Annotated in this window: 14 protein-coding genes and 2 tRNA genes; 4 read left to right on the top strand and 12 right to left on the bottom strand. The window is 35.5% G+C overall.

All coding sequences use genetic code 11. The annotated features are described in order from the left end of the window. Positions 1-10: 10 nt before the first annotated feature. From ACRHOC_RS12120 to ACRHOC_RS12085, 8 genes are all read right to left on the bottom strand, one after another. The gene (locus ACRHOC_RS12120; protein WP_431159027.1) at positions 11-3,460 is read right to left on the bottom strand and encodes a hypothetical protein; all 3,450 of its coding nucleotides are present in this window, start codon (positions 3,458-3,460) and stop codon (positions 11-13) included. Positions 3,461-3,549: 89 nt separating this feature from the next. Beyond that, positions 3,550-4,410 carry a glycoside hydrolase family 16 protein gene (locus tag ACRHOC_RS12115; protein WP_431158911.1) on the bottom strand — a complete coding sequence of 287 codons (861 nt, stop codon included), beginning with the start codon at positions 4,408-4,410 and terminating at the stop codon, positions 3,550-3,552. Between the two features lie 18 nt (positions 4,411-4,428). Next, on the bottom strand, positions 4,429-5,865 hold the full coding sequence (locus ACRHOC_RS12110; RefSeq protein WP_431158910.1) for a carbohydrate-binding protein: 1,437 nt from the start codon (positions 5,863-5,865) through the stop codon (positions 4,429-4,431). 11 nt (positions 5,866-5,876) lie between these two features. Continuing rightward, positions 5,877-9,050, bottom strand: coding sequence for a glycosidase (locus tag ACRHOC_RS12105; protein WP_431158909.1), 3,174 nt, complete (start codon positions 9,048-9,050; stop codon positions 5,877-5,879). A gap of 154 nt (positions 9,051-9,204) precedes the next feature. Next, positions 9,205-11,088, bottom strand: coding sequence for a hypothetical protein (locus ACRHOC_RS12100; protein WP_431158908.1), 1,884 nt, complete (start codon positions 11,086-11,088; stop codon positions 9,205-9,207). A 33-nt stretch (positions 11,089-11,121) separates the two neighbouring features. After that, the gene (locus ACRHOC_RS12095) at positions 11,122-12,633 is read right to left on the bottom strand and encodes a RagB/SusD family nutrient uptake outer membrane protein (RefSeq protein WP_431158907.1); all 1,512 of its coding nucleotides are present in this window, start codon (positions 12,631-12,633) and stop codon (positions 11,122-11,124) included. Between the two features lie 6 nt (positions 12,634-12,639). After that, positions 12,640-15,741 carry a SusC/RagA family TonB-linked outer membrane protein gene (locus ACRHOC_RS12090; RefSeq protein ID WP_431158906.1) on the bottom strand — a complete coding sequence of 1,034 codons (3,102 nt, stop codon included), beginning with the start codon at positions 15,739-15,741 and terminating at the stop codon, positions 12,640-12,642. Between the two features lie 234 nt (positions 15,742-15,975). Beyond that, positions 15,976-18,810, bottom strand: a complete 2,835-nt coding sequence (locus ACRHOC_RS12085; RefSeq protein WP_431158905.1) for a triple tyrosine motif-containing protein — start codon at positions 18,808-18,810, stop codon at positions 15,976-15,978. 244 nt (positions 18,811-19,054) lie between these two features. On the opposite strand from ACRHOC_RS12085, the gene ACRHOC_RS12080 reads away from it, so the two are divergent. Next, positions 19,055-19,747: a VIT1/CCC1 transporter family protein gene (locus ACRHOC_RS12080; RefSeq protein ID WP_431158904.1), complete on the top strand. Its 693-nt coding sequence runs from the start codon at positions 19,055-19,057 to the stop codon at positions 19,745-19,747. 47 nt (positions 19,748-19,794) lie between these two features. Here ACRHOC_RS12080 and ACRHOC_RS12075 read toward each other — a convergent pair. From ACRHOC_RS12075 to mutS, 3 genes are all read right to left on the bottom strand, one after another. Further along, positions 19,795-19,879: transfer RNA gene (locus ACRHOC_RS12075), tRNA-Leu, on the bottom strand. 43 nt (positions 19,880-19,922) lie between these two features. After that, positions 19,923-19,994, bottom strand: a tRNA-Gly gene (locus tag ACRHOC_RS12070). A gap of 96 nt (positions 19,995-20,090) precedes the next feature. Further along, positions 20,091-22,703, bottom strand: a complete 2,613-nt coding sequence (gene mutS, locus ACRHOC_RS12065; RefSeq protein ID WP_431158903.1) for a DNA mismatch repair protein MutS — start codon at positions 22,701-22,703, stop codon at positions 20,091-20,093. Between the two features lie 110 nt (positions 22,704-22,813). On the opposite strand from mutS, the gene ACRHOC_RS12060 reads away from it, so the two are divergent. The 3 genes from ACRHOC_RS12060 to ACRHOC_RS12050 are packed head-to-tail and all read left to right on the top strand — an operon-like array spanning position 22,814 to position 24,458. Then, positions 22,814-23,353: an RNA methyltransferase gene (locus tag ACRHOC_RS12060; RefSeq protein WP_431158902.1), complete on the top strand. Its 540-nt coding sequence runs from the start codon at positions 22,814-22,816 to the stop codon at positions 23,351-23,353. Positions 23,354-23,355: 2 nt separating this feature from the next. Continuing rightward, positions 23,356-23,802, top strand: coding sequence for a hypothetical protein (locus ACRHOC_RS12055; protein ID WP_431158901.1), 447 nt, complete (start codon positions 23,356-23,358; stop codon positions 23,800-23,802). Further along, positions 23,802-24,458: a methyltransferase domain-containing protein gene (locus ACRHOC_RS12050; RefSeq protein WP_431158900.1), complete on the top strand. Its 657-nt coding sequence runs from the start codon at positions 23,802-23,804 to the stop codon at positions 24,456-24,458. The genes ACRHOC_RS12055 and ACRHOC_RS12050 overlap by 1 nt, the downstream gene beginning before the upstream one ends. Here the strand turns inward: ACRHOC_RS12050 and folK are convergent. Further along, positions 24,455-25,582 carry a 2-amino-4-hydroxy-6-hydroxymethyldihydropteridine diphosphokinase gene (gene folK / locus ACRHOC_RS12045; RefSeq protein WP_431158899.1) on the bottom strand — a complete coding sequence of 376 codons (1,128 nt, stop codon included), beginning with the start codon at positions 25,580-25,582 and terminating at the stop codon, positions 24,455-24,457. The genes ACRHOC_RS12050 and folK overlap by 4 nt on opposite strands. Positions 25,583-25,587 lie beyond the last annotated feature (5 nt).

Below are 25,587 nucleotides of genomic sequence, written 5' to 3'. Positions count from 1 at the left end.
ATATATTGTTTTATTTTAAATACGTTTGTTTAATATAAACAGTAACACATTTTACCTCACCAGATCGATTAAATATTGATGTGCTCGTTTCTTCATCTAAGGCCAAAGTATCAAATGTCTTTTCTGAACCATCATTAAATGTCACTGTCGTTTTAAATTCTTTCGCAATAGAATACACAATTGGAACCTGGCAATAGGTAAATACCAATTCACCTTGTTTAATATCTAATACTGAGTCTTCGCCATTTGCAGCCACATAATTAAAAGACTGATTAACTCTTAAAAACTCGTCTTTCCTCAACATACAAGGGTTAAATAATAATAATCCATACTTTACAAAAACACCTAATTCACCGAAACGACTCAGAATATCTTCTTTTACCTGACCAGTCATTCCTGGTTGCTGTGCACCTTTACCAGCTGGTGTATGCGAATAAGGATCCGTTGGGAATGCTCCATAAAGCTCAGGAGACTTGTGGACTCCAATACCTTCATTAATTTCGTAATAGTGCTCTAATAATCTACCAACCACTTCAGGCGACGCATTATCCTTTATTGCAGCTTGGCAACACTCCATTACTGCTAATTGTAACTTAGAAACCATATGCCAATAAATAGAGCCTAGTCCCTCATAACCGTAGAATGTTCCAGAACGACCGGTAAACGCTTTGTGATTAAAAATATCTTCAAAAACCTGCAATACTTGTCCTTCCTCCTTTTCAATCAGTTCTGCATATTCAGAAGACCTTAACGCATTCAATGCATCTTTTAGGTCATTTGCGTTCTTGAAATTTCCATTAAAATGGAAGTCCCCATTGATATCTTTTTCTAAAATACGTGCGTTGCCATCACTCACTAAAGTTGTCAGTAATTTTGAATCATTCACATCCTGAGAAGGAATGGTATTTCGATCCATAAACCCTTTCAGGTTTTTAAATGGATATAAGATGTAACTGTATTGATCTGGTCTAAACAACTTACTTTGCTTTAAACCATCTAGTACCGATAAATTTTCTTTTGGACTTAAATACCCTGAACTTAAAACAGCTACTTGACCTTCTAACATTTCATCCAAATAGGAAATAGAAATTTCACTTTGGCTTTCTACAGTCATTAAATTATAAGCATGGTATAAATTATCCTGTCGTCTATTAGCTTCTATAGCATGCTCTAAAAACTCAAGACTTACAGAGACAAAATCTTTTAACCTTGCGAGTTCAACGTTTGACTTGCGACCTGTAAAAGCACTGTTATAAATTTGTTCCCTATACTTACTACCAGCAATTCCAAGGGCATCAACAATTGTCTTGCGATCCTTATTGTTAATGGACGATGCTAAAACATGTGCATTGGTTTTAAATGCTTGGTGTACATCTTCAAAGAACACCTTTAATTCATCAGATATAGACACCGAAGCAGTCTCAGTACTTTCAAATACCTGATCAAAGAATTTTAAAAATCGTCTTAAATAGTAAAGTGTAACCATGGAGACACCATTCCCTACCAACGCATTATTTGCATCGTTCCATTCAGGACGTTGTGTATTCATCCATATACCACCTTCAGGAATAAAGTTTGATAACTTAGCAAGTGTGGTAGCTAAAATCTTCTCAATGAAGTTAACTTTAACTATTAATCTATTTTCATCTCTCAGTAAGGCTCCATCAGCTCCAATTTCATCTCTATCTTGACGAATTCTTTTATCTAATTCTTCATCAAACTCAATCGTATCTTTTGGATTCTTAAGGAGGTCTCTATATTCCTTTATTTTGTACGGCACATTTGCATATACGAATAGATCTTTATCAAAGAAGCTCTCTAGTTTCCCTGGAGTATAGTCTTCAATAAATTCTAAAAACTTCAGCAAGTATATAATCTGATGATCGCCCCAATACCCTATATACGACCATGGGTCATCTGGTTCAATAATTTCCCAATCAAATCCGTCTTTTGTAACACGATAAGGGTTGTACCCATCAAATGTGGTTGCGTTTAAGAACTTATGGATCATACTCTCTATGAACTCAGGATAAGAACATGCTAACGCTTCCCAGTTTTGGAAAATATCTCTCCAGTTACCTTCATAATCTAAGATTTTTGACCCATCAACTTCATCTCTTGTGTTAATTGAAAATTTATTCCATGGACGACTAGGATCACCATGACGACGACTAAATTTTAAAGGCATATATTCTAAACATAGACGTCTAAAGTTTTTATCTTCTGAATTATTGGCAATCTCCTTTAATAATGAAATAGAAAAAGTATCTGGTAATCCATTAATAACATCCTCTAATTTTCTTGAAACCTTTTTATTGGCCTTCGCCAAATATTTCTTAAGGTCCCATTTCTCAATCGCATAACCATCATCAAAAATCCCACCTCTCATAATATTGAAAAGTGTGTTTGAAAAATGTCTTGTATCTCTGTAATTGTCAGATGTTAATTGTAAAGCATCAGAAGCTGCATTTAATTTTATGAGTTCTTTGGTTCCTTCCTCAATATTTGTTTCTAATTGCGACCTCAATTCTTGGGTATTCTTGAGCTCACTGGATATACTAACAATATCTGATGTATCCTTGTTGACATCAGCAACTATAACCCAATCTTTAGAATCTTCAGATCCTAGGGTAATATTTGCATTGATGAAATAAGCTCCTTTCTCTGCCTTTACATCCGTTTCTTGCTCTACATCGTTAAATTGTCTAAAGGCATCTAATTGTAAGGAAGAGAGTAAATTTTTAGGATTTTCTAATCCAATTGACCAAGCGATATTTGCTTTTAAGGCTTCACTCGGTTCCGCCTTATCTACTATAATTGCGCTTAGTGCAAAAATCCCAATCCCAGTTTCTTTAACTAGCTCAGTTCTTTTGTAAGCATCAACTAAATTACTACTAGCATTCTGCAATGCACTACTTACACCATAAGGCATAATATTTTGAATTCCGTCAAGTAAATTAATTTCAACCTTTGATTTTGAAAGATTTTGCAAACTTGTCTTTTTTACGAAACCATAGGTATCACTAGAACACCATTCGTATCTAAAAACAAGTTGAAGATCAAGATTTTCCTCTTCAAAAATAACGGCATTACCATAGACACTTTTATACAAATTAGTTCGTGTATTAAAATTGTCTTGGTATCTAATGGAGAAAGGCTCCCAAATAAATTCCTCACCATCCTTCTTTACATGAAAGATTGATTTTGCCCCAGTAATCTCAGAAGACTCTGTTATTTTATCATCTGAATAATATGGGAACAGTGCATATTCTGCATTTTTCCTTCCTGCTGTTAAACCACCATTGCTTGATATAAACATCCAGTGATTAGAATCACTTACTATGCTCATAAAAAATGGTCGCATTTTGTTACTATTAGTAATCTTGAAGTAAGCCTTATTATCAATTGTAACAGGCTCTAAGTTAATATCTTTATTTTGTGCAATAGTATCTTTCACAATAAAAGTCAATTGGTTTTACTTTCTAAAAGTTGGAGAAAAAGGTCAAGAAATTAAGCCTTGACCCTTTTTTAATTTAATATAGTTGCTATTTAATCTCTCGAAAAAACTCTTACGTAATCCACATACATTGTCTGTGGAAATACAGTATCTGCATTAGGGTTGCCATCAAATGATCCACCTATTGCTAAATTTAGAATCATAAAGAAAGGACCATTATCAAACACCCACTCTGAGCGTTCAACACCTTCTTCTTCTAAATTATCTCGTGTGATTTGATTATAAAGGACATCATCTACGTAATAATTGATGTAACCAGGTCCCCATTCTATTCCATAAACATGGAATTCACTATCCACACGGCTTTGTTCAAATTCATATTTTTTCGTTATGGCATTACCTGCATTATATCCTGGGCCATGCACAGCACTACTAATAATAGTTGGTTTAGAACCTCCATTTTCCATTACGTCAATCTCACCACAAAATGGCCATCCAATTTCATCAATATTATCTCCTAACAACCAAAATGCTGGCCACATTCCTTTACCAAATGGTAATTTCATACGTGCCTCAAATCGACCATATTGTTGGCTAAATAATCCTTGAGTTAATAATCGGGCTGAAGTATAGCCAGCACCTTCAAATGATTCTTGTATTGCGGTAATTTTTAACATACCATCTTCTACAACAACATTCTCTGGTCTATCGGTATAGTATTGTAATTCTCCGTTACCCCAACCATTATCTCCTGTGCCAATATCAAAGGTCCACATACTTGGGTCTGGTGCGCCGTCTACATCAAATTCATCATGCCATGACAATGTTTTGAAATTAGCAACGGTCTGAGTTTCATCTGGATCACAATTGGTTACCAACATCATGGCACCAACAAAAAATAACCCATTTACGATTAACGATCCTGATCTTATTATTGAAATTCTATTCTTCATATTCAGCAATTTTTGTTTTTAATTTTCATTATAGAAATAAATGTTGTCTAAAGAAACATTTGCAATTGTACCATCAGTCACAAAGATGAATGCACCTAAAGCATCCTGAGCAGTCAATCCAGGGAAACTTGAAAGTGGAATATCAAACTCTACCCAATCGTTACTAGCCAATTCACTTCCTGAAATGGTATAGCTACCAGCAACTTGATTGCCTTCAGTGAAGTTGTTGAATATTTCTATTCTAAAGAAGTCAGACGGATCCACGTTCTCATTCACTCTCACATCAATATGTAACATTGACATTTCAGAGGCATCTACAGGTTGAATACCACTACCTTCTCGACCATAAAATTCAATGGCTACGAAGTTCATTACAGTATAATCTATAATATTATTACCATCCTCAACAACAGCACCTCCAAGAGTTGTCTGGAAACCATCGAAATAAAAGCCGTTGTAGTTATCTACAGGAACATTAGCATATAGGTCACTAAAAATGGAAATAACATCTATATCTACAGATTGTACTGTTAACGATCCTGATGCTAACACACCACCCATAAATGCAGTAATTACAGCTGTATTATCTACAAGGCCTGTGTCTGGATCCACTTCACCTGGACCATCTACGGTAACAACACCATTCTCATCTACTGACGCAACAAAAGGGTTCGATGTTTCAAAATCAAAATATGCTGGTGCACATGAAACAGTAACATCTTGTCCAGTTGGTAAATTATAAGTTTGTGAAAGGCTTGATAATGGTAAGGATGTATCAATATTAATTTGTGCGGTCTGATCTTGCCCACCTAATATTGCAGGTCTTGGTTGACCTAAGGTTCCTAAACGTTCAAAACGCATTTCATCCATCCAAAAGGTATAACCTACACCATTAGTGCTTTGTGTACCTGCTGCAAATAAAAACATTCCCTTTTCTTGAACCAACCTTGATGGCTCTGGTATTGGGATAATTACCTTTCTCCAATCTGTAGAAAGTTGCACATTGTCTAGAGTCACTGCATGCTCGTTATCTTCGAAGTCCGTACCAAATCCGAAGGTACCAACAGTAGCCGTTGTTGAGCCTTTAACCCAAAATGTAAGTGCATCATATCTCGTAAGATCTCGACCTGCACCACGATCTAAAAAGATTCCACCAATGAAACCTCCATTTGGATCGTTTGGTGTAGGTACGTCAATTCTAATAGACGATGTTCCTTGATAAGAAACATCATCATCTGTTCCAAAACCTTCAGTATTTGCACCAACTGCAGGGTCAAAAGATGTAAAGAATTCATCCGTTAAACCTACAGGTGCATCTGTAAATATCTCTCCGTTTGGATTAAATGTTGCAATTTCTACCTCGTCAGTATAACCTCTTTCACAACTCACCATCACTATGCATAGCATTCCTAAAATAGGAATAGCAATGTTATATTTTAAATTATATTTTTTCATAGTTCAATTTTTTATTTACCGATATTAATATGTACGTATGTTCTAATTTCCCATTCTGAACCATCTGGGAATCCAACTGGGCTAATTGGTGGTTCACCAAATTCTGGTGCCGCCAATGGTGCATATCTGTTAGAGAATTGATCTAATGAACGCCAAGTCCCTCTCAATCCAATGGTTGTGCTAGGCAGAATAAACCAATCTGGTTTTCCTAATGATGTAGATAAATCTAGCATTAACTGTAATGGATACGTTAAGTTGAAATCTCTATGATAATCAAAAGGACCCCAATCGTTAACTTTTACATGCGTTTCTAACTTCATTTTCTTGTAAATAGCTCTAATATCTCCACCAAATCTTTTTATGGTTCTATCACTATCACCATTTGCTTGTGCATTACCATAATAGAAGTTACCAATGATTCCTAAATCGGTATTGACTTTAGATACCATTCTCGAATGGACTTCCCATAAATCTTCAGCAGGTGCTGCGTTAGGGAAGGCAAAAAATGTACGATTTGCTAAGAAACCAATATGTGCATCCATTGATGTTGGTAAATGACGATAGACAAAACCTAAATTCATAGCAAACTTAGCATCCTCAGCTCTGTCATTATTCCACTCATACATCCAAGTTCCTGGAGTAGGATCAAAGGAGAACAAAATCTCACCAGCTGTCATTTCTCTATTTCCATTTCTTACTGCGAATGGATCATCAATTACATTTCGTAAACGACCAGGTGCTGCAACACCATTTGGCATTGGGTCAACAAGTGGCTTTTGCCACATGAAATTAGGTGCAACTTGTAGATTACCAAAAGAGTACGTAAAACCAGATAAGAAGTTTGTTACGTTACCACTACCACTATCCTTTAATCTCCATCCTGTAAAGGTACGTGTCGCATCAAAACCACCATTGGCTACTAACCCCATGATCGCGCCTTGCGCATACATATTAAATCTTCCACCTGTGTAGGTAATTTTAGCTTTTCCACCCCAATTATCATCACTGTTTATCTTATCAGTTACGACAATATCTGCTCTTTCATCATACATTTGGAATGAACTTCCATTAAGTGGACTACCACCCCAAATACCTCCTACCGTGATATCAAATTTCCCAAATTCTCTTTCTACAGCAAGTGTTGCTCTTTCTGTTGGCCAAGCAGGAATAATACCAGAACGTAATTGGTTTTCGTCTAATTCACGTCTTCCGTTTGCATCAAACTTCAATTCTCTATTAACGTCTCTGTGGTATATACCTGTTACATCATACTTACCAACTTTTTTATGGTACTTGAACAACATCGTTGGGTTTGCTCCCCACCATAATTGAGGACCAAAAGCCGCTTTTAATCCTTCTAAGGCTCCTTTACCATCTATTTCTGCCCCAAGAATTTCACCACCATAAATATCTAGATTTGGACCATAATTTGCTTCAGGATATAACCCGAAAAAATCACCTTCATATTGCCAATGGAAGTGACCAGTTCTGTAAAATCCTCTTAAATCAAAATCCTTAGCATTCCACTCAAACTCACTCTGATAAATATTTAATCTGTTAATATCATTAAGTGTAACTTCACCTTGATCTGTATCTACCGTTACAACACGACCTCTATTTTCATAAAAGATCTCATCGATTGGATTCTGAGCAACATTTCCTAACAAGTTGAAAACAACGTTTGCTCTTACATTTGGTGCAGGATTTCCTTCCACACCAATGAAATACGACTGCATGTGATCAAAACCTAATTGGTTTGGAAATACACTCTCATTAGGATCCGCATTTTCTGGAGTGGTTATTAATGATCCACCGGTATTAAAAGTTGTAAACTTTGCGGTAAGTTGACTTAATCTAATTTTTTGTGCGTCGTTTCCCCCAAGTGCTGCCTTGTCACCTCTAGCTCTAAGTACATGATCCATTATTTCAATATTCTTAAAATAATTGGTTACGAAGTCTAAGGTCATTCCTTCGTCATATGGGTTTAAACTATGTGCTTCTTTTAATGCGTAATACGCTGCTCTCGGATATAAATCATAAAGTCCTCTCTCATCAGTTGGTCCCTTAGCACAGATTCCAAACCATTCTTCATTCATATTATTCTGGCCAGGCTCCAAATCTATAGCATAACCACCATTAGACCAAGACGCATTGTTATCATGAACATCAGCATTTTTTCTATCATCAAATCCAAACTTCCACCATCCATCACTAAACTGAAATGTAAATCCACCAATTGAGTTACCAGCTTTACCAAGTCCAGCTGCATTTTGATAAATCTCTTTCCAATTCTCAACCATATAATAAGCTTGTGCTTTCTGATCTTCTCTGTTTTCCTTTGCGTTGAATGCATCCGCACCAAACTCTGTAAACATTAATGGCAATCCTGTTTTCTCTTTAACCACGTAGAACATATCCGTAAACGAAGCCCCACGATATGTATTTGTACCATAGATATCTACATCTTTACATTCCTCCGCGATAATATCAATGAATAATACATCTCCATTACAAATAGCTACTGGATGCGAAGGATCAATAGCTTTCATTGCTACTGCTGCATCGTTCATTAAACGATACATTGGTCTACCACGAGACTCCCCAATAAAAGCTTTTTGTTCTTCATCGTCAGGAAAGTCTTCCGTTTCAGCACCTTGCCAAAACAAACCATAATTATTTTCATTTCCTAAAAGGTATAATAATAACCCTGGTGTATCCTTATAATCTTCAACAAGTTGGGTAATCTCAGACATTAAAAGTTCTGATGTTCTTGCATCATCATAAATGGTAACTGGTGTCCAAACACCATCAATAGTTAAACCATATCTACCAAAAGAGTGATTTAACATGGTGTAAATACCATAATTTTCATATATATATTGAATCCATCGAGCAGGAACACCTGTATATTGTCTTATAACATTAACACCCATGTTTTTAAGCAAGGACATCTCTGTATCTAATCCTGCTTTAATTACGTCATCTGATTTGGTCCAGAAACTTGCATCAACAACATCGGTACCGATTGGAATATAATCCCAATTCATACCATTTATCATGAAGCTTTCTCCATTAACGAGAAGTCTAGAACCATCAGCACTATTTTCTACGGTTACTTTATCAGCTTGTGCAAATGTCAAAGACACACAAAACATGAAAAAAAGAACAATTAGATTATTTTTCATATGGTTTATTTAAAGATTTTTTTAATTGATTATTTCGGATTGAAATCCTGTAGTATTATCTTTTGTTGTAAGTCAAATAAGTCTCAGCAAATTTTGAGTAAGGAGGTCAATACGCTAAGGCATTGACCTCGTCACAGACTTACAAACTAAATAATTATTGCTTCACAAAAGAGAATGACCACCAGCCATCACCAGCGATTTGTATATCAATCTCCATTCTATTGCCGCCATCGGTGATCTCAACTTGATAAGTAATTGAGCTTGGTGCATCTCCAGGCGCAGTTAATTCGCCTCCATTTATAACTTTTGCTAATCCTAAGAAAGCTCCTGTACCATTTAGTGTAACCGTACCTGCACCTTCATCATAGGTATATGTTGCTGAACCAGAACCATCATGTGGCGCTACTGGTGTTCCACAACCTTCAGTTGCAGCACCTTGCCATGTCTCTAACCATGTATCTGCTCCTAAAACATTCGTAAATGAACCATCCTCTCCAAATACATACTCGTCATCAAATAAACAAGCTCTAGTTGTAACATCGTCAGCGGAACTAGAAAACCACTCACTACTATTAAAGCCTGGACCTACAAAGAATGCTCCTGCCTCTGGTGCTAATGCCCAAGACCCAACTATCGGGCTCGAAGGTGCAACCGCATCATCTTTGACTAAAGTAAACGACCACCAGCCGTCTCCAGCGATTTGAATGTCTACTTCTAGTCTTGTACCACCATCTGTTAATTCAGCTTGATATGTAATTGAATCTGGTGCTTCACCCGGTGCCGCTAATTCCGCTCCATTTACAACTTTAGAAAGTCCAAGGTATGCACCTTGACCATTTAATGTAATGGTTCCAGCACTTTCGTCATAAGTATATGTCGCTGCGTTTGAACCATCATGTGGCGCTACTGGCGCTCCACAACCTTCAGTTGCAGCACCTTGCCATGTTTCTAACCAAGTATCTGCTCCTAAAACATTCATAAAGGATCCATCTGCTCCAAACACATACTCATCGTCAAAGAAACATGCTCTTGTTGTCACATCATCAGCAGAACTTGAAAACCATTCACTACTATTAAAGCCTGGACCTACAAAGAATGCTCCTGCCTCTGGTGCCATTTTCCAAACACCTTCTAATGCTGAAGGAGCTGGTGGAGGCGTTTCTCCATCTTTTTGGAATGTAAATGACCACCATCCGTCACCGGCAACTTGAATATCTAATTCTAACATTGTACCATTAGCAGATAATTCTGCAACATAAGTAATGGAATCTGGTGCGTCACCTGGCGCTGCCAATTCCGCTCCATTAATAACTTTGGCAAGCCCCATAAAAGCACCTGTACCATTAAGCGTTAAAGTACCCATAGCAGCATTAAACGTGTAAGTAGCTGCTCCTGATCCATCATGCGGTGCTACTGGTGTACCACAAGCTTCAGGATCTTGTCCTTGCCATGCCTCTAACCAAGTTTGATCACCCAATACATTCATAAAGGAACCATCAGTTCCAAATACATATTCATCATCAAATAAACAATCTCTTGTTGTAACATCGTCAGCAGAACTAGAGAACCAAGATGTGTCATTAAATCCTGGACCTACTCCGAAAGCTCCAGCAATTGGCGCCAATTTCCATGTACCAGCAATTGGTGAGTTTGGTGTTGGATCTGGTTCAGTGACATAAATCACTGTATGATCTTTTGTTATTGTAACATCTTCTCTTCCTGGTAAAGACGCCGTAACTGTAATAGTATACGTTGCAGTCTCTAATGGATAATTATACATTACCATAGGACCATTTGTTTCAAACACATCAGCATCATCATTTGGGTTTCCAAAATCTACAGTAAATAAAATTCTACCGTCTGGTGGTATAGTAGTTGCCACTACACCTGTTTGATTACCTTCTGCATTTAATGTTGCAATGGTAAAATCCAATCCAGCAATGATATTTAAATCATCTTCGTTATCACAAGCATATGGCGTACTAATAAGTAGCAACAATGCTAATACTTTGAAAGCTCCTTTTTTTAATATTTTCATTTTTATCTAGTTTTTTATTTGACAATTCTTTTTTTAGTATCCTGGATTTCCCCAACGCTCTTCAGCATTTGCTAATTGTAACTCTATTAAAGGAATTGGGAATACCTCATTTTTATTTGTTGTAAAGCCTTCGATTGTTGAGGCTGCTCTACCAGTCCTAACTAAATCGAAGAAATGGTGACCTTCACCAGCTAATTCTTTGCGACGCTCTAAATAAATTGCATCAAGTAATGCACCTTCGGAAGCATCATAATCGTAATCATTGTTTCCGTATGCTCGTGCTCTAACTTCATTTAAATAACTAGTCGCATTAGATCCACCACTCTGAGCTTCAGCTTCTGCAGCCATTAATAAAACATCTGCATAACGTATAGTCCTGTAATTTTGAGAATAATTAAGTGGGTCAGCTCCGATACCATCTGCCGCGCTTCTTGGCATATACTTTCTATTAAAAAGACCTGTATCATCACGTCCTTGTGAATAACTATCTTGATTATCTCTTAAGTCAAAAAATGTTACATCACGTCTAACATCTGTTGGTTCAAATTGATCATATAATTCTACAGAAGGTAGACAAAAACCCCAACCAGCTCTAAATTCTGAATTACTGAACGGTGATCTTGGACCGCAAAACTGTGGGAAATATGTTCCTTGACTACATTCTATACATCCCCATCCTGCTGGTTCTACACCAGTGTATTGAATTTCGAAAACGGATTCTGAACCATTTTCGCCATCACCTTCAAAAAGCGCAACATAGTCATCTCCGTGAGTTAAACCATATTGACCACTTGAAATAACTTGATTTAACTGACCAGCGGCATCGGCAAATTTTGAAGAATCAAAGGTTCCGTGATACAAGTATACCTTTCCTAATAAAGCCTGCGCAGCTCCCTTGGTTGCCTCATAAGGTAAATCTTGATTTGTTGGAAGATTCGGAATAGCTTCTAATAAATCTGCTTCGATAAGACTGTAAGCAGTTGCAATATCCGCTACACGCTCCATACTAAATTCATCTTCAGGAAATATTCTCTCATCCATAATTCTTAATGCACCATCACGATCTTCTGTTTTTAATGGTACATTTCCAAAATGCTTCACGAGCTCGAAAGTATAATAGGCTCTAAGAAAGTAAGCCTCTGCAATAATTTCCTCTTTACCTGCGAATTCAGTCTTATTTTTAAATTCAAGAATAAAATTTGCTCTGTTTAGTCCTGCATACATTAATCCCCAAATACTTCTTAATTGATTCTCATCTGCTGGAGTATGAATCATTAAATTAATATTTTGAAGAGTTGGTTGGTCATAATTAAAAGCATCACCTCCCGCGGCGTAATCTGGATTTGCAACGATACCAGTCAATACATTCCAAAAAGTTGATTGCAACAAATCATATGCACCAATCAAAGCACTTTCATACTCTTCTTGAGAATTAAAAAAATCTGAATCATTAAAACCATCTGGTTCTACTTCTACAAAGTCATCACTACAACCTACGACGTAGAGTAATGTAAGACCAAATAAAATGATTAACGTTCTTTTCATAACAACTTAAAAGTTTAAATTAATTCCTATTAAATATGATGCCGCTACAGGATAAAAGCCCTTGTCAATTCCACCACCTAGAGGTGCTCCTGTATTAGCAGATGGGTCGAACCCAAAATAATCAGTTATAGTAAACAAATTGTTTCCTGATAGGTAAATTCTAAATCGATCTACTCCCATTGATTCACAAAGCTTTTCACCAAGTGAATATCCAATCTGTACATTTTGTAAACGTAAAAATGATGCATCCTCTACATGAAAATCATTAAAAACATCAGTATTTACATTGGCACCAGCCACAGCTCTTGGGACTGAGTTGCTCGTACCTGTACCTTGCCACCTTTCTAACATATAGGCACCTCTGTTTGCATATAAATCTTTACGCTCATAATCTCTTATCATGTCGTTACCAACAGAAGCAAAAGCATTAGCGCTAAAGTCAAGATTTTTATAGGTAAACCCAATGTTTAAACCAAATGTAGCATCTGGTATTGGATCTCCTATGTTAGTTCTATCATCTGCAGTAATCTCACCATCACCATTTGTATCTACAAATTTTAAATCCCCTGGTGCAACATCTCCAATAGTACTATAAGTCCCTGAAGGAGCAGTTGCATTTAAAGCATCTATCTCTGCTTGAGTTTGATAAATACCATCCGTTGCATAGCCATAGTAATGTCCTAATGGTAATCCTGGAACCATTCGCGTGATGCCAGTCTGGTTTATTCCTACACCATATTCTCCACCTACAGGTGTTGTTCTTCCATTTAAAGAGATCACCTCATTGTCTATAGTTGTAAAATTGAAGTTGAAATTAAATGCGAAATCTTTAGAGAAATTGTCATTATAACCTAAAGCAAATTCAAATCCTGTGTTTCTTACAGTACCAGCATTTACTACAGAAGGTCCAGTTGCTGGTGCTCCAACTCCAGTTACCGCAGAAGCTTGAGGTGTTAATAATAAATCCTTTGTTTGCTTTCTATATGCATCTGCTGTAAGGCTTAACTTGTTATTAAAAACACGTAAATCTAGACCAATATTTGCAGTCTCCTGTTCTTCCCATTTTAAATCAGGATTCCCAGGTCTTCCTGGTGCTAAACCAAACAATAGTTCATCAGAACCAATATCAATTGTTGCCTGCCCATCTAACCTTGTAATAAATGCAAACGGAGGTATACGGTCATTTCCAATAACACCATAACTACCTCTTAATTTTAGGTTATTTATCCAGCCTACTTCGCTCATAAAGTCTTCCTCTGAAATATTCCAACCAACAGACCCAGATGGGAAATAACCAATATTATTACCATCTTGAGATGAAAACTGAGAAGACACATCACGTCTTAATACTGCCGAGAATAAGTATTTACCTTTATAACTATATTGGATTCTTGTAAATAAAGAAGATAATCTTGCATCAAACCAGTCTGCACCATTTTCGAGTTGCGCTTCTGTAAATCGTGGTTGAATTTCCATTCCAGGATCATAGACGGACTGATCTGGTGAATTCGTACCAACATCTGTACGTCCAATATTACCATAAAATCGTCCTTTAGTTCTGTATAAAGATGTTCCAAGTAAAACGGTTAAATCATGGGCGCCATCAAACGTATTTGTATATGTAATAAAGTTATCCCAAGTAAAATCTGTAAAATCGGCACCAAAATCTACCAATTCGTTAAAGACTACATCATCCTCTAAGGCTGCAAGTGAATTGACTGTATTGGCTCCTTTACCATTTCCATAGTACAATTCTGGTCTAAATACATCATCGCGAACATTAGCATGATTACCCTGAAATCTTGAAGTTACCGTGAAGTTCTTCCAAAACGTATAGTCTAATCCAAGAACACCACTGTAGCGATCGACTTTACTCGTATTATATGTATCTGCAATTTGAGCAACTGGATTAATTATTTCAATCTGTGAAATATCATTTGCCAAGGCAAAATTTCCGTCTTCATCCCTAACTGGCATGGTTGGGTTTATATTAACAGCATTATATAAAACGGCTCCTATTCCTCCTTCAGGTAGGTTTCTTTTTTCTGATTTAGTTAATAAAGTATTTGCAGTTAATTTTAGGTTATCTAAAATATCATACTGTAAATTAAGACGTCCTGTTAGTCGTTCATATTTATTCTGATCACCTCCAACAATACCATCTTGATTAAGGTATGAAATACCCGCAGAAAAGGCTGCTTTTTCAGTACCACCACTAACACTAAAACTTAAATCAGAAATTGGTGAAGCTTCAAACACCTCATCTTGCCAATCCGTACCAGAACTTGGAAACACAAAAAACTCGGAATCATCTGCCGCATCATTAACATAAATGGCAAAATCTCTTGCGTTTAATAAGTCCATTTTTCGACTTGTCACCTGAAATCCAGTATATGTATCGAGTTGAAAATCTAATTCAGAATTTGTACGTCCTGATTTTGTGGTAATTAAGATTACACCATTTGCGGCCTGCACACCATATATACCTGCAGTAGCATCTTTAAGAACATTTATTGTTTTAATATCATTAGGATTTAATACCGATAAATCCGAAATTCTATTACCATCTACTAAAATTAATGGTGCATTATCTCCATTTGTTGTGATACCTCTTATTCTTATATTTAATCCACTACCTGGAGAACCCGAATTAGAGGTTACATTTACACCAGCTACTTGACCTTGAATAGCCTGCTCTACCCTCACTGGATTTAATTTCTCAATTGATTTTGAGTCTAAGACACTAACAGCGCCTGTAACCTCTTTTTTAGTCTGCGTGCCATAACCGATTACAACTACCTCATTTAGAGCTTCGGCATCTTCTTGTAATTGAATGTCTAATGGATTGTCGTTAATAACTGTAACCTCCTGAGTTTGAAAACCAATGTATGATATCACCAATACTGAATTCATTGGTATATCTTCCAACGTAAATTTTCCGTCAAAATCTGTTGATGTTCCTCTAGAGGAGTTTTTTACAAGGACATTTACACCAGGAAGCGGTTGCCCTGTTTTTGCCTCAGTTACCGTTCCCGTTACGTTTAAGTTTTGTGCAACTAAAGGCGTCGTACAAAGAACAAGTAAGAAAGTTAATATTTGATTGCGCATAGTTAATTGATTTACTTGCAACTTAAGCCATGTTATTAACAATTCATTAATATTAGGCTATACAAAAAACATACATGGCAAGAATTTACCTTGTTTTTTGCCATAATCTCAATAATACCATGATGAAATCAGGATACTTGAATTTAATAATTAATTAACACAATTGTTTTAAAAAGAGGAATTTAACACTGATGTATAGTTTATGTATAGGTAAAATACTTACGTGTATAGGAGTTACAGCTCAATTATGTAATTTGATAAGCTTTGATTATGGTCTAATCCCATTTTTTTACGAAGTCTATAACGCTTTACTTCTACGCTCTTATGCGATATATTTAATAAGGGTGCAATCTCCTTAGATGAAAGATTAAGTCTTAAATAGGCACATAATCGCAAATCGTTTGGAGTGATCTCTGGATGGAGTGACTTTATCTTCTTCATAAATTCTTTATCAACATTATTAAAGGCCTCTTCAAACAACTTCCAATCACTTGTGCTATTAAGACTTGTATTAATTTGCCTAATAACCGTTTTTACATCGTCGATTGAACTCGATTTGGTTAGCTGATCTTTAATATTATTTAGAAGTTCATTACGCTTAACTAAATTCATTGTTGCCATACCCAACTCCCTATTTTTATTTTCAATATCAAGTTGAAGGTTTTTATTCTTAAATTGAATAAGCTGTCTCTGATTCTCTAATTGCTGCAATTCTAGTTCTTTGGCCTTTTTTTCTAATAACTTTTCTTTTTGCTTTTTGTAATAGCGTCTATTGAAATAATGAATAGATAAAACAACTAAAAAGCCTAAAAGAAAGTAAAAAACGATTGCCAGTGGTTTTGCATACCAAGGTTTATCAATTTTAAAGAAATACGTAGCCGTATTATTTGTTATTTGACCATCTGACTTCCCTCTTACCTCAAATAGATACTCACCATATGGTAAATTTTCAAAGAACAATTCAGACCGATTTGACCATTGGGACCAATTATCATAAATCCCTAAAAGTCTATACTGATACTCAGTAGATGATAATGCATTGAAATTTGTTAAACTATAGTTTAATTTTAAGCTATTATCTTCAGTTTTTAAGATTGCATTTTCATCGAGTGCCAAGGAAATAAACTTATTGTGCTTGGAATTATAAGCAACATGGTTTAATTGTATTTCTAAAGGTGCTTCTTTGAATTTTTCATGATCAATTATTAAATAACCCTCAGTTGTTCCTATAAGGTATTTCTGATCGCTTATGGATAAAATGTTATCATATCCAGGTTTTCCCTTTCTTATTTCATTTGGAATTGGGATAACTTCAATTTCTGGAATTTCTGAAAGCTTACCAGGCTCAATCAATACGATTTCATTTTTCGGAAAACCCCATAGTTGATTCTCACCCTTGTTATACACTAATTTGCCAGACAAGTATTTATCATTGGCTAGATACGACGTGAATAGACTGTCCTTGTCGAAATTATTGGTTTCAAGGTTATAACTGAACACGCCTGATTCATTACAATAGAGTACATCATCGTTAAAAGAAGCGATGCTAGATTTAGAACCAGTCATACCAGAAATCTGATTCGTGCGAATTACTTTTCTGAAATCCTCATCCAATTCTAATCGGTAGATGCCTTTATATTCATGACTAATTAAAACTTCGTTTTTTGAAATAAATTCGCAGTATCTACTAGAAATATCAAAGCCTTCAATTTTGTTTCGTTTCTTCCAAGCACCATTACTTTTTTCAAGTACGTATAAGCCTTTGTAATTACCTGTTAGTAGTAAATCTGAATTACTTCCTATGGTTTGAATATTCCAAGTCCCTAAATCATCTGAAACCAAAACTGCATTCGCTCCAGAGACAACAAATGTCCCCTTATCATGTCCACATAACAACTGTCCATTTACTTGCTCTAAGGTCCAAACTTGCCCATCTGTTCCCTTCACAAAAGAAAATCCCTCATTTGAATTAAGAGCTTTATAAAACAACCCTTGATTCGTTCCAAGATACAGTGTATTCCCAATTAACTCAGTAACATAAACAGTTCCTAGGATACCAAGCTTATCCTTGTATACAGAGTAAGGTGAATTAAAATTTATTGCATTTATGCCATTATCCAAGCCCAACCAAGCATTACCATATTTATCCTCGTAAATGGCTAAAACAGTATTATTGCTTAAACCTAAAGACTGATTAATAGTTTGTAATAGATTGCCATCCTTATCAATGAGAATTAGTCCATCCGAAATTGTCCCCAAGGCAAATGATCCATCCTTCAATTGAATACTACTATATACGCTCTGACTGAGAAGTTTACTATCAACTGGGAGTTCATACTTAGACAAAGTCTTATTACTCAATAAGAAGAATCCAGCTTCTTTTGAAACGATTAATAAGTCATCTCCGTTAGAAAAAATATTAATGATTTCAACGTTATTTAAGGCCTCTGCAGAAAGAAATAGTGAATCTCTCCCATTAATAATTCTAAACAACCCACTACCTCGTTTTTGAAAATAAACAGCACCTTCTACCTCAAAGATTTTATTAATACGACTTTCGGAATTAATAATTCTAAATCGCTTTGTGCGTGTATTAAAAATGTAAATACGTTCGAAAGACTGAAATAATATATATTCCTCTAAGTCTATTATACCCCAAAATTCTTCATCTTCGATTATTGACAATTGATCATCTGTAGATAATGACGTATATATAAGCTCTCCAAAGGCGTTACGTTCCCAATACCCAAACTCCATATATCCACCAGTGTAGATACGATTTCCAACACTTCTAACCGACCTTAGTATAACATCCTTTGGTGATTTATAAAGATTCCAAACCGCACCATTATATTCTAATAAACCTGCATTATTGGCTACATAGATAAAATCATCGTTTCCTTGAGTTATAGCCCAGTTCTGATCTTCAGCTCCATAATCCTGAGAGGTGAATATGTTAATCGGTGGAATTTCCTGAGTAAAAGAATGAAGAGAAAATAAAAATAAGAATGTTGCTATTAGATTTCTGAATACTAAAAACAAATTCCTATTAAAATAAGAACACAACATTTAAAATTTTGGTTTGTTAAGGTATTAAGTTCAGTAAATATAAGCTTTATTACAAGATTTGTATTGTTTCGAAAAAAATAAACTAGTCTTTTAAGCTCTTAATACTATTGCGTATACCTCATTATGAAGTAATATCAAAAACAGTATGACTAGCCCAAATGACAATTATCATTATTTAAAAACTTTGTAGAAATTATCTTTGGGTAGCATTCACAACATACATCTGTTATTGAATTATTTAACAATGAATCTTTTAAAATCCATTCAAAAATACCTGGGTGAAATTGTCTATGGTGGTATTGACGGTGCTGTAACAACATTTGCCGTTGTTTCAGGTGCTGTTGGTGCAGGCTTAAGCAACTCTGTAATCATCATATTAGGGTTTGCTAATTTACTCGCCGACGGATTTGCTATGTCGGTAGGTGCCTATTTATCAGCCAAATCGGTAAATGACAATAAGGTTAATTCAGACAAGTCCAATAACATTAGTTCAAAAAGTCTTTTTGATTCAAAACTAAAAGACATAACACAAATTTTAAAAAAGAATAATGTTGACGGTCCTCAGCTCAAAAACTCACTAAATGACATTAAGGCATTACAAAAAGAAAAAACAGTAGCTTATCATAAATTAAAAAAGAGAGAAGAAAGACTACCCTTTAATATTGGTCTAGCCACATTTGTGGCATTTTTATGTGTTGGTCTTATTCCATTAACTGTTTATGTTTGGGACTTTATTTGGGGATTTTCGGGTAACCTTTTTATCTGGACAAGTATCCTCACATCATTTGCTTTTATATTAATTGGGCTCTTAAAAACACATATTACAGAGACAAGCAAACTCAAAGGAATTTTTGAAACAGTTGCACTAGGCACAATAGCTGCCATTGTAGCATATTATGTTGGAGATATTTTAGAAGCCATAATTAAAGGGCACTAGAATGATCAAAACAAAAAAGCCGAAACTTTCATTTCGGCTTTTTCTAGTACTGAAGGCGGGACTTGAACCCGCACGGCCATAATGGCCATTGGATTTTAAGTCCAACGTGTCTACCAATTCCACCACTTCAGCATCAAGATTACGGACAGTAATCTAATTGGTATATATTGTATAGAGCGAAAGACGGGATTTGAACCCGCGACCCTCACCTTGGCAAGGTGATGCTCTACCCCTGAGCTACTTTCGCGTAGTCTTTTTAAAGAACATTTCGCTGTAAAAGCGGATGCAAATTTAAACTATTTCTTAGAATTGCAAAGACTTTTTTAAAATAAATTGAAAGGGCTTAGGCTTGTTTTTTCTTAACGAGCATACGCTTAATCTCATTGAGCTTCATCAATGCCTCAACAGGAGTTAAGGTATCAATATCAGTATGCAGAATTTCGTCTTTTATTTCTTCTAGCAAAGGATCATCTAAGTTAAAAAAGCTCAACTGCATATCATCCTTTAAGGACTTCACTTTATCCGTCAATTCCTCACTAGAATGTGATTTTTCAAGCTTAGATAAAATCTTATTAGCACGTCTTATAACTTGCTGAGGCATACCAGCCATTTTTGCCACGTGAATACCAAAGCTATGCTCACTACCGCCTTCAACCAACTTACGAACAAAAAGAACATTATCTTTTAACTCCTTCACCGCAACATTAAAATTTTTGATGCGAGAAAAGGTCTCGGTCATTTCATTAAGCTCATGATAATGCGTTGCAAAAAGTGTTTTTGGTCTTGCTGGATGTTCATGAAGATATTCACTTATGGCCCATGCAATACTTATTCCATCATAGGTACTTGTTCCACGACCAATCTCATCTAACAATACCAGACTACGTTCAGATATATTGTTGAGAATAGATGCTGTTTCATTCATTTCTACCATAAAGGTAGATTCGCCCATTGAGATATTGTCACTCGCGCCAACGCGCGTAAAAATCTTATCAACCAAACCTATTCTAGCTTCCTTTGCAGGAACAAAACTTCCAATTTGTGCCAAAAGAACAATCAATGCCGTTTGACGTAATATTGCAGATTTACCAGACATATTTGGTCCTGTAATCATTATGATTTGTTGCGAATCTCTATCGAGATATACATCATTAGCAATATAAGGCTCTCCAAGTGGTAACTGCTTTTCAATCACAGGATGTCGACCTTCTTTAATCTCCAAATCACAGCTATCGTCTATTTGAGGATAATTGTATTTATTGGTCTTGGCTAAACTTGAAAATCCACAAAGGCAATCAAGTTGACCAATTAACTGTGCATTTTGTTGCACCTGAATAATAAACTGGTGCATCCATATTACTAATTCTGAAAAAAGCTGTTGCTCTATAGATAATATACGTTCTTCAGCTCCAAGTATTTTAGCTTCATATTCCTTAAGTTCTTCAGTGATATAGCGCTCTGCATTGACTAAAGTTTGCTTTCTGATCCACTCCTCGGGAACTTTATCCTTATGTGTATTTCTTACCTCAATGTAATATCCGAAAACATTGTTAGAAGCTATTTTAAGTGATGGTATACCAGTGCGTTCACTCTCACGTTGTAACATTTCATCGAGGTAGTCTTTACCTGATTTAAACAGTCCTCTAAGCTCATCCAGTTCTTGAGAGAATCCTTCTGCAATTGTATTGCCTTTAATTACATTAACAGGTGCTTCCTCGTTTAAAGTTTGCTTTATTTTCTCCCTAAGCAATTCGCAGTGATTAAGATTATCACCAAGAATTTTAAGAGCTACATTGCTACACGATTCGGCCATAGACTTTATCGGCACAATGGCTTCTAATGAGTTTTTAAGCTGAATCACTTCGCGAGGACTCACTTTTGTAGTCGCTATTTTAGATATGAGGCGTTCAATATCACCAATATGTTTAATTTGCCCTTGTATTTTTTGAAGCACGTCATCATTGTCTAGAAGAAATTGAACCACTTCGTGGCGCTGTTTTATCTTATCTGCATGCTTTAAAGGAAGTGCTAACCAGCGCTTTAATGTACGACCTCCCATTGCTGAAATGGTTTTATCAATAACATTGATAAGTGTTACTGCATTAGTGTTCGTTGAATGGTATAATTCTAGATTTCTAATCGTAAACTTATCCATCCACACATAGTCATCTGTAGCAATTCTTGAAATTGTTGCAATATGCTCCAATTTATTATGACGTGTTTCACTTAAATAATGTAATACCACACCTGAAGCTATAATACCCTCGTATAAATCCTCGATACCAAAACCTTTTAGTGTTTTGGTATTGAAGTGCTTTGTTAGTGTTTCATGCGCATAATCCGCCTGAAATACCCAATCCTCTAAATAAAAGGTATGAAAATCGGCACCAAAAGTTTCAGCAAATTCTTTTCGGCATTGTTTTGAAATCAAAACCTCGCTTGGGCTAAAATTCTGTAGAAGTTTATCTACATATTCGGCATCACCTTGGGAGGTTAAAAATTCACCAGTAGAAATATCTAAGAATGAAACACCAATGTACTTTTTATCAAAATGAACAGCACACAAAAAGTTGTTAGACTTTGAGTGCAGAATATCATCATTTAAAGCAACACCAGGTGTTACCAGTTCGGTCACACCACGCTTTACTATTTTCTTGGTTTGTTTTGGATCTTCTAACTGATCACAAATGGCAACACGTTCACCAGCGCGCACAAGCTTTGGTAAATAGGTATTAAGAGAATGGTGTGGGAAACCTGCAAGCTCTGTTTCACTCTCACTACCAGCACCACGCTTAGTCAATATAATATCTAAAATCTTGGATGCTTTTACAGCATCACTGCCAAAAGTCTCATAAAAATCACCAACTCTAAATAACAATAAAGCATCAGGATACTTTGCTTTAATAGCATTGTACTGCTTCATTAATGGTGTTTCCTTTTTTGCGCTTTTAGCCAAGAGTTTTGTTTATTTTTGTTGTAATTGTAAGATTGCTAATGTAGCTAAATAGCCTTGTTATATAAAGTCAAAAGCCCAGAAGTTATCTACAAAAAGACCAAGATTTCAACATGCGAAAACTAAAAAATAGTGAATTAGAACGCTTGGAGGTTTCAGAATTTAAGCAAGCTGAAAAATCTCCTATTCTAATTGTACTCGATAATATTAGAAGTTTGAATAATATTGGCTCTGTATTTAGAACGAGTGATGCCTTCCTTATTGAAAAGATCTATCTCTGTGGCATAACGGCGCAGCCACCACATAATGATATACGAAAAACAGCTCTAGGGAGTACAGATTCAGTAGATTGGGAATATGCTGAAAGCACACTTAAAGTTGTTGAAAATTTGAAATCTCAAGGCGTTAAAATTTGCGCTATTGAACAAGCAGAAGATGCTACAATGCTTGATGAATTTCAGCCACAAAACAACCATAAATATGCCTTTGTTTTTGGGAATGAAGTTAAAGGTGTTTCTCAAGAGGTTGTCAATGCCAGCGACTATGTGATTGAAATTCCACAATTTGGCACCAAGCATTCCTTAAATATATCTGTTAGTGCTGGAGTAGTAATATGGGATGTATTTTCAAAAATTAAAAATCTAAAATCTTAAACATGACTCATAAAAAGTTATTCGCCATTTCATTGGGTATTTTGGGAATTGTGGTTATTCTATTTTCCACCGGTTCATCTATTTTAACCTACGACTTTTTTGGAATTCCGGCTGGTAATCTCATTATTTGGTTTGGATTTATTGCAATTCAACTCGCTGTATATAGTTTTCATAAAGGCTTTAAGGCGAGTCAATCGGTTTTAGGAAAATTAATTCGGAATTTGATGCGCATTTTAATTGCGTTTTCAGTTTTGTGGTTTGGTATTGCCTACTTCCTTTCAGGTAATATTGGTTTTAATTTTAGCTCAGAAGCTACAGGATATTTGGGAAGTCCGAGAGCTTCTATTTTGTATTGGAATATCATTTATGTTTTACTAGTAGCGCCAGTAGTTCTTATGATTTTATATTCACTATTACGTTATTTTGAACGCCTTAAAGACACGAAATAATGTCTGCCATTAAACGACCTTGGCCTACAAAAGATGCAATGGCTCAGATTTATAAAAGGCATCTTTGGGGTGTAAGTAAATTTGATTTTTATTCAGGCGAAGGTTCCCACGACCCACAAATTGTAAAGCCCTACATAGAAGCTATTCTCTCATTTTTTAATTTTCATGATAACAACTTAATTGTCTGCGATCTTGGTTGTGGCGATTTTAATGTAGGGAATCAATTATTCCAAAACACAAAGGGATATATCGCTATTGACATCGTGGAATCACTTATAAACAGAAACAAAAATTTATATAAGGCAGAAAATTTAGAATTTCATTGTCTAGACATTGCCAAGGATAATCTACCAAAAGCCGATTGCATAATTCTTAGACAAGTACTTCAGCATCTTTCAAATAATGAAATAAAGCAGATTGTAAGAAAGCTATCAAATTACAAATACCTAATTCTTACAGAACACATCCCAAATGGTGATTTCGATTCAAATAAAGATATCATTTCAGGTCAAGGTATTCGCCTAAAACACAATAGTGGTGTGGATTTATTAAAAGCACCGTTCAATCTAAGCGTTCAGAAGGCTTCTGTTTTAAATGAGTTTAGATTGACTGAGAAAAAAGGAAAAATAGTAACCTATCTATATGAGCTCAATTAACTAATTATCTCATTAAGCAACCACAAATAATCCTCACGCTTTTTTACAAAATCACGATCAGAAATATCAATAATCTTCACATTAAGATCAGTTTGTGATTTTAAAAATTCGAGATATCCAGAATTTATTTTCTCTAAATACTCATCTTTAATTTCCTCTTCGTATTTGCGTCCACGCATTTTAATATTGGCTTGTAGTCGCTCTGTATTTTGATAGAGATAAACATACAGATCTGGTCTTGCAATATCCTTATAAACCTGATAAAACAACTTGCGATACAACCTAAATTCGTCGTCTGGCAACGTAACTTTTGAAAAGATAAGTGATTTATGAACATCGTAATCACTAACCATAAAATCCTTAAAGAGATCTAATTGAGATAAATCATCACTGATTTGCTGATAGCGATCTGCTAGAAAAGACATTTCTAATGTAAAAGCGTAGCGTTCAGGCTCTTTATAGAACTTTGGCAAGAATGGATTATCAGCAAAACGCTCAAGAATAAGCTTAGCATTAAAATCTTGAGAAATCATAGTCGCTAGACTGGTCTTGCCTGCTCCTATATTACCCTCAATAGCAATGAAATTATAGTCACTAAATGCATATCGCTTCTTAGGATTCTTAAGCCATTTGTTAATAGGCTTAATTTCTGAATTGTCCTCGCAATTTTCTAGAAGTTCAGTAATGGTCTTATCTAATTTTGGATGTTCTAAATCTTTTGCGATGTCCATTAAAGGCAACAAAACAAACTTTCGATTTTTCATCTCAGGATGTGGAATACTAAGTCCTTTTTCATTAATGACTTCATTGCCATAAAACAAAATATCAAGATCTATTTCTCGGGACTCATAACCTTTTGACTTAGTCTTTTTGCGGCCTAGAGCTTTTTCAATTTTTTGAAGTTCTTTTAATAGCTTTTTAGGTTTTAAATCTGTTTCAATTTGCAAACAGGCATTATTAAAATCATCACCATCAAAACCCATGGCTGGAGTTTCATAGACCTTCGACAACTTTTTAATTGCACCAACTTTATCAAATAGCATATCTACGGCCAACTGTAGATTCTGTAATTTAATCCCCTTATTACTTCCTAATGCTATATGAACTGTCTTAACCAATCCCATGGAAA

This window comes from Winogradskyella poriferorum (assembly GCF_050618035.1).
GTDB lineage: Bacteria > Bacteroidota > Bacteroidia > Flavobacteriales > Flavobacteriaceae > Winogradskyella > Winogradskyella poriferorum_A.
Note: the sequence above shows the minus strand (reverse complement) of the source record. Positions and strands in the feature narration are given on the sequence as shown.

Excerpts from the sequence above, each read along its gene's own strand:
- ACRHOC_RS12115 (WP_431158911.1), bottom strand. The coding sequence starts at position 4,410 with ATGAAGAATAGAATTTCAATAATAAGATCAGGATCGTTAATCGTAAAT.
- ACRHOC_RS12060 (WP_431158902.1), top strand. The coding sequence starts at position 22,814 with ATGCGAAAACTAAAAAATAGTGAATTAGAACGCTTGGAGGTTTCAGAA.
- ACRHOC_RS12080 (WP_431158904.1), top strand. The coding sequence starts at position 19,055 with ATGAATCTTTTAAAATCCATTCAAAAATACCTGGGTGAAATTGTCTAT.
- folK (WP_431158899.1), bottom strand. The coding sequence starts at position 25,582 with ATGGGATTGGTTAAGACAGTTCATATAGCATTAGGAAGTAATAAGGGG.
- ACRHOC_RS12085 (WP_431158905.1), bottom strand. The coding sequence starts at position 18,810 with ATGTTGTGTTCTTATTTTAATAGGAATTTGTTTTTAGTATTCAGAAAT.
- ACRHOC_RS12095 (WP_431158907.1), bottom strand. The coding sequence starts at position 12,633 with ATGAAAAGAACGTTAATCATTTTATTTGGTCTTACATTACTCTACGTC.
- ACRHOC_RS12105 (WP_431158909.1), bottom strand. The coding sequence starts at position 9,050 with ATGAAAAATAATCTAATTGTTCTTTTTTTCATGTTTTGTGTGTCTTTG.
- ACRHOC_RS12100 (WP_431158908.1), bottom strand. The coding sequence starts at position 11,088 with ATGAAAATATTAAAAAAAGGAGCTTTCAAAGTATTAGCATTGTTGCTA.
- ACRHOC_RS12110 (WP_431158910.1), bottom strand. The coding sequence starts at position 5,865 with ATGAAAAAATATAATTTAAAATATAACATTGCTATTCCTATTTTAGGA.
- ACRHOC_RS12055 (WP_431158901.1), top strand. The coding sequence starts at position 23,356 with ATGACTCATAAAAAGTTATTCGCCATTTCATTGGGTATTTTGGGAATT.
- ACRHOC_RS12090 (WP_431158906.1), bottom strand. The coding sequence starts at position 15,741 with ATGCGCAATCAAATATTAACTTTCTTACTTGTTCTTTGTACGACGCCT.
- ACRHOC_RS12050 (WP_431158900.1), top strand. The coding sequence starts at position 23,802 with ATGTCTGCCATTAAACGACCTTGGCCTACAAAAGATGCAATGGCTCAG.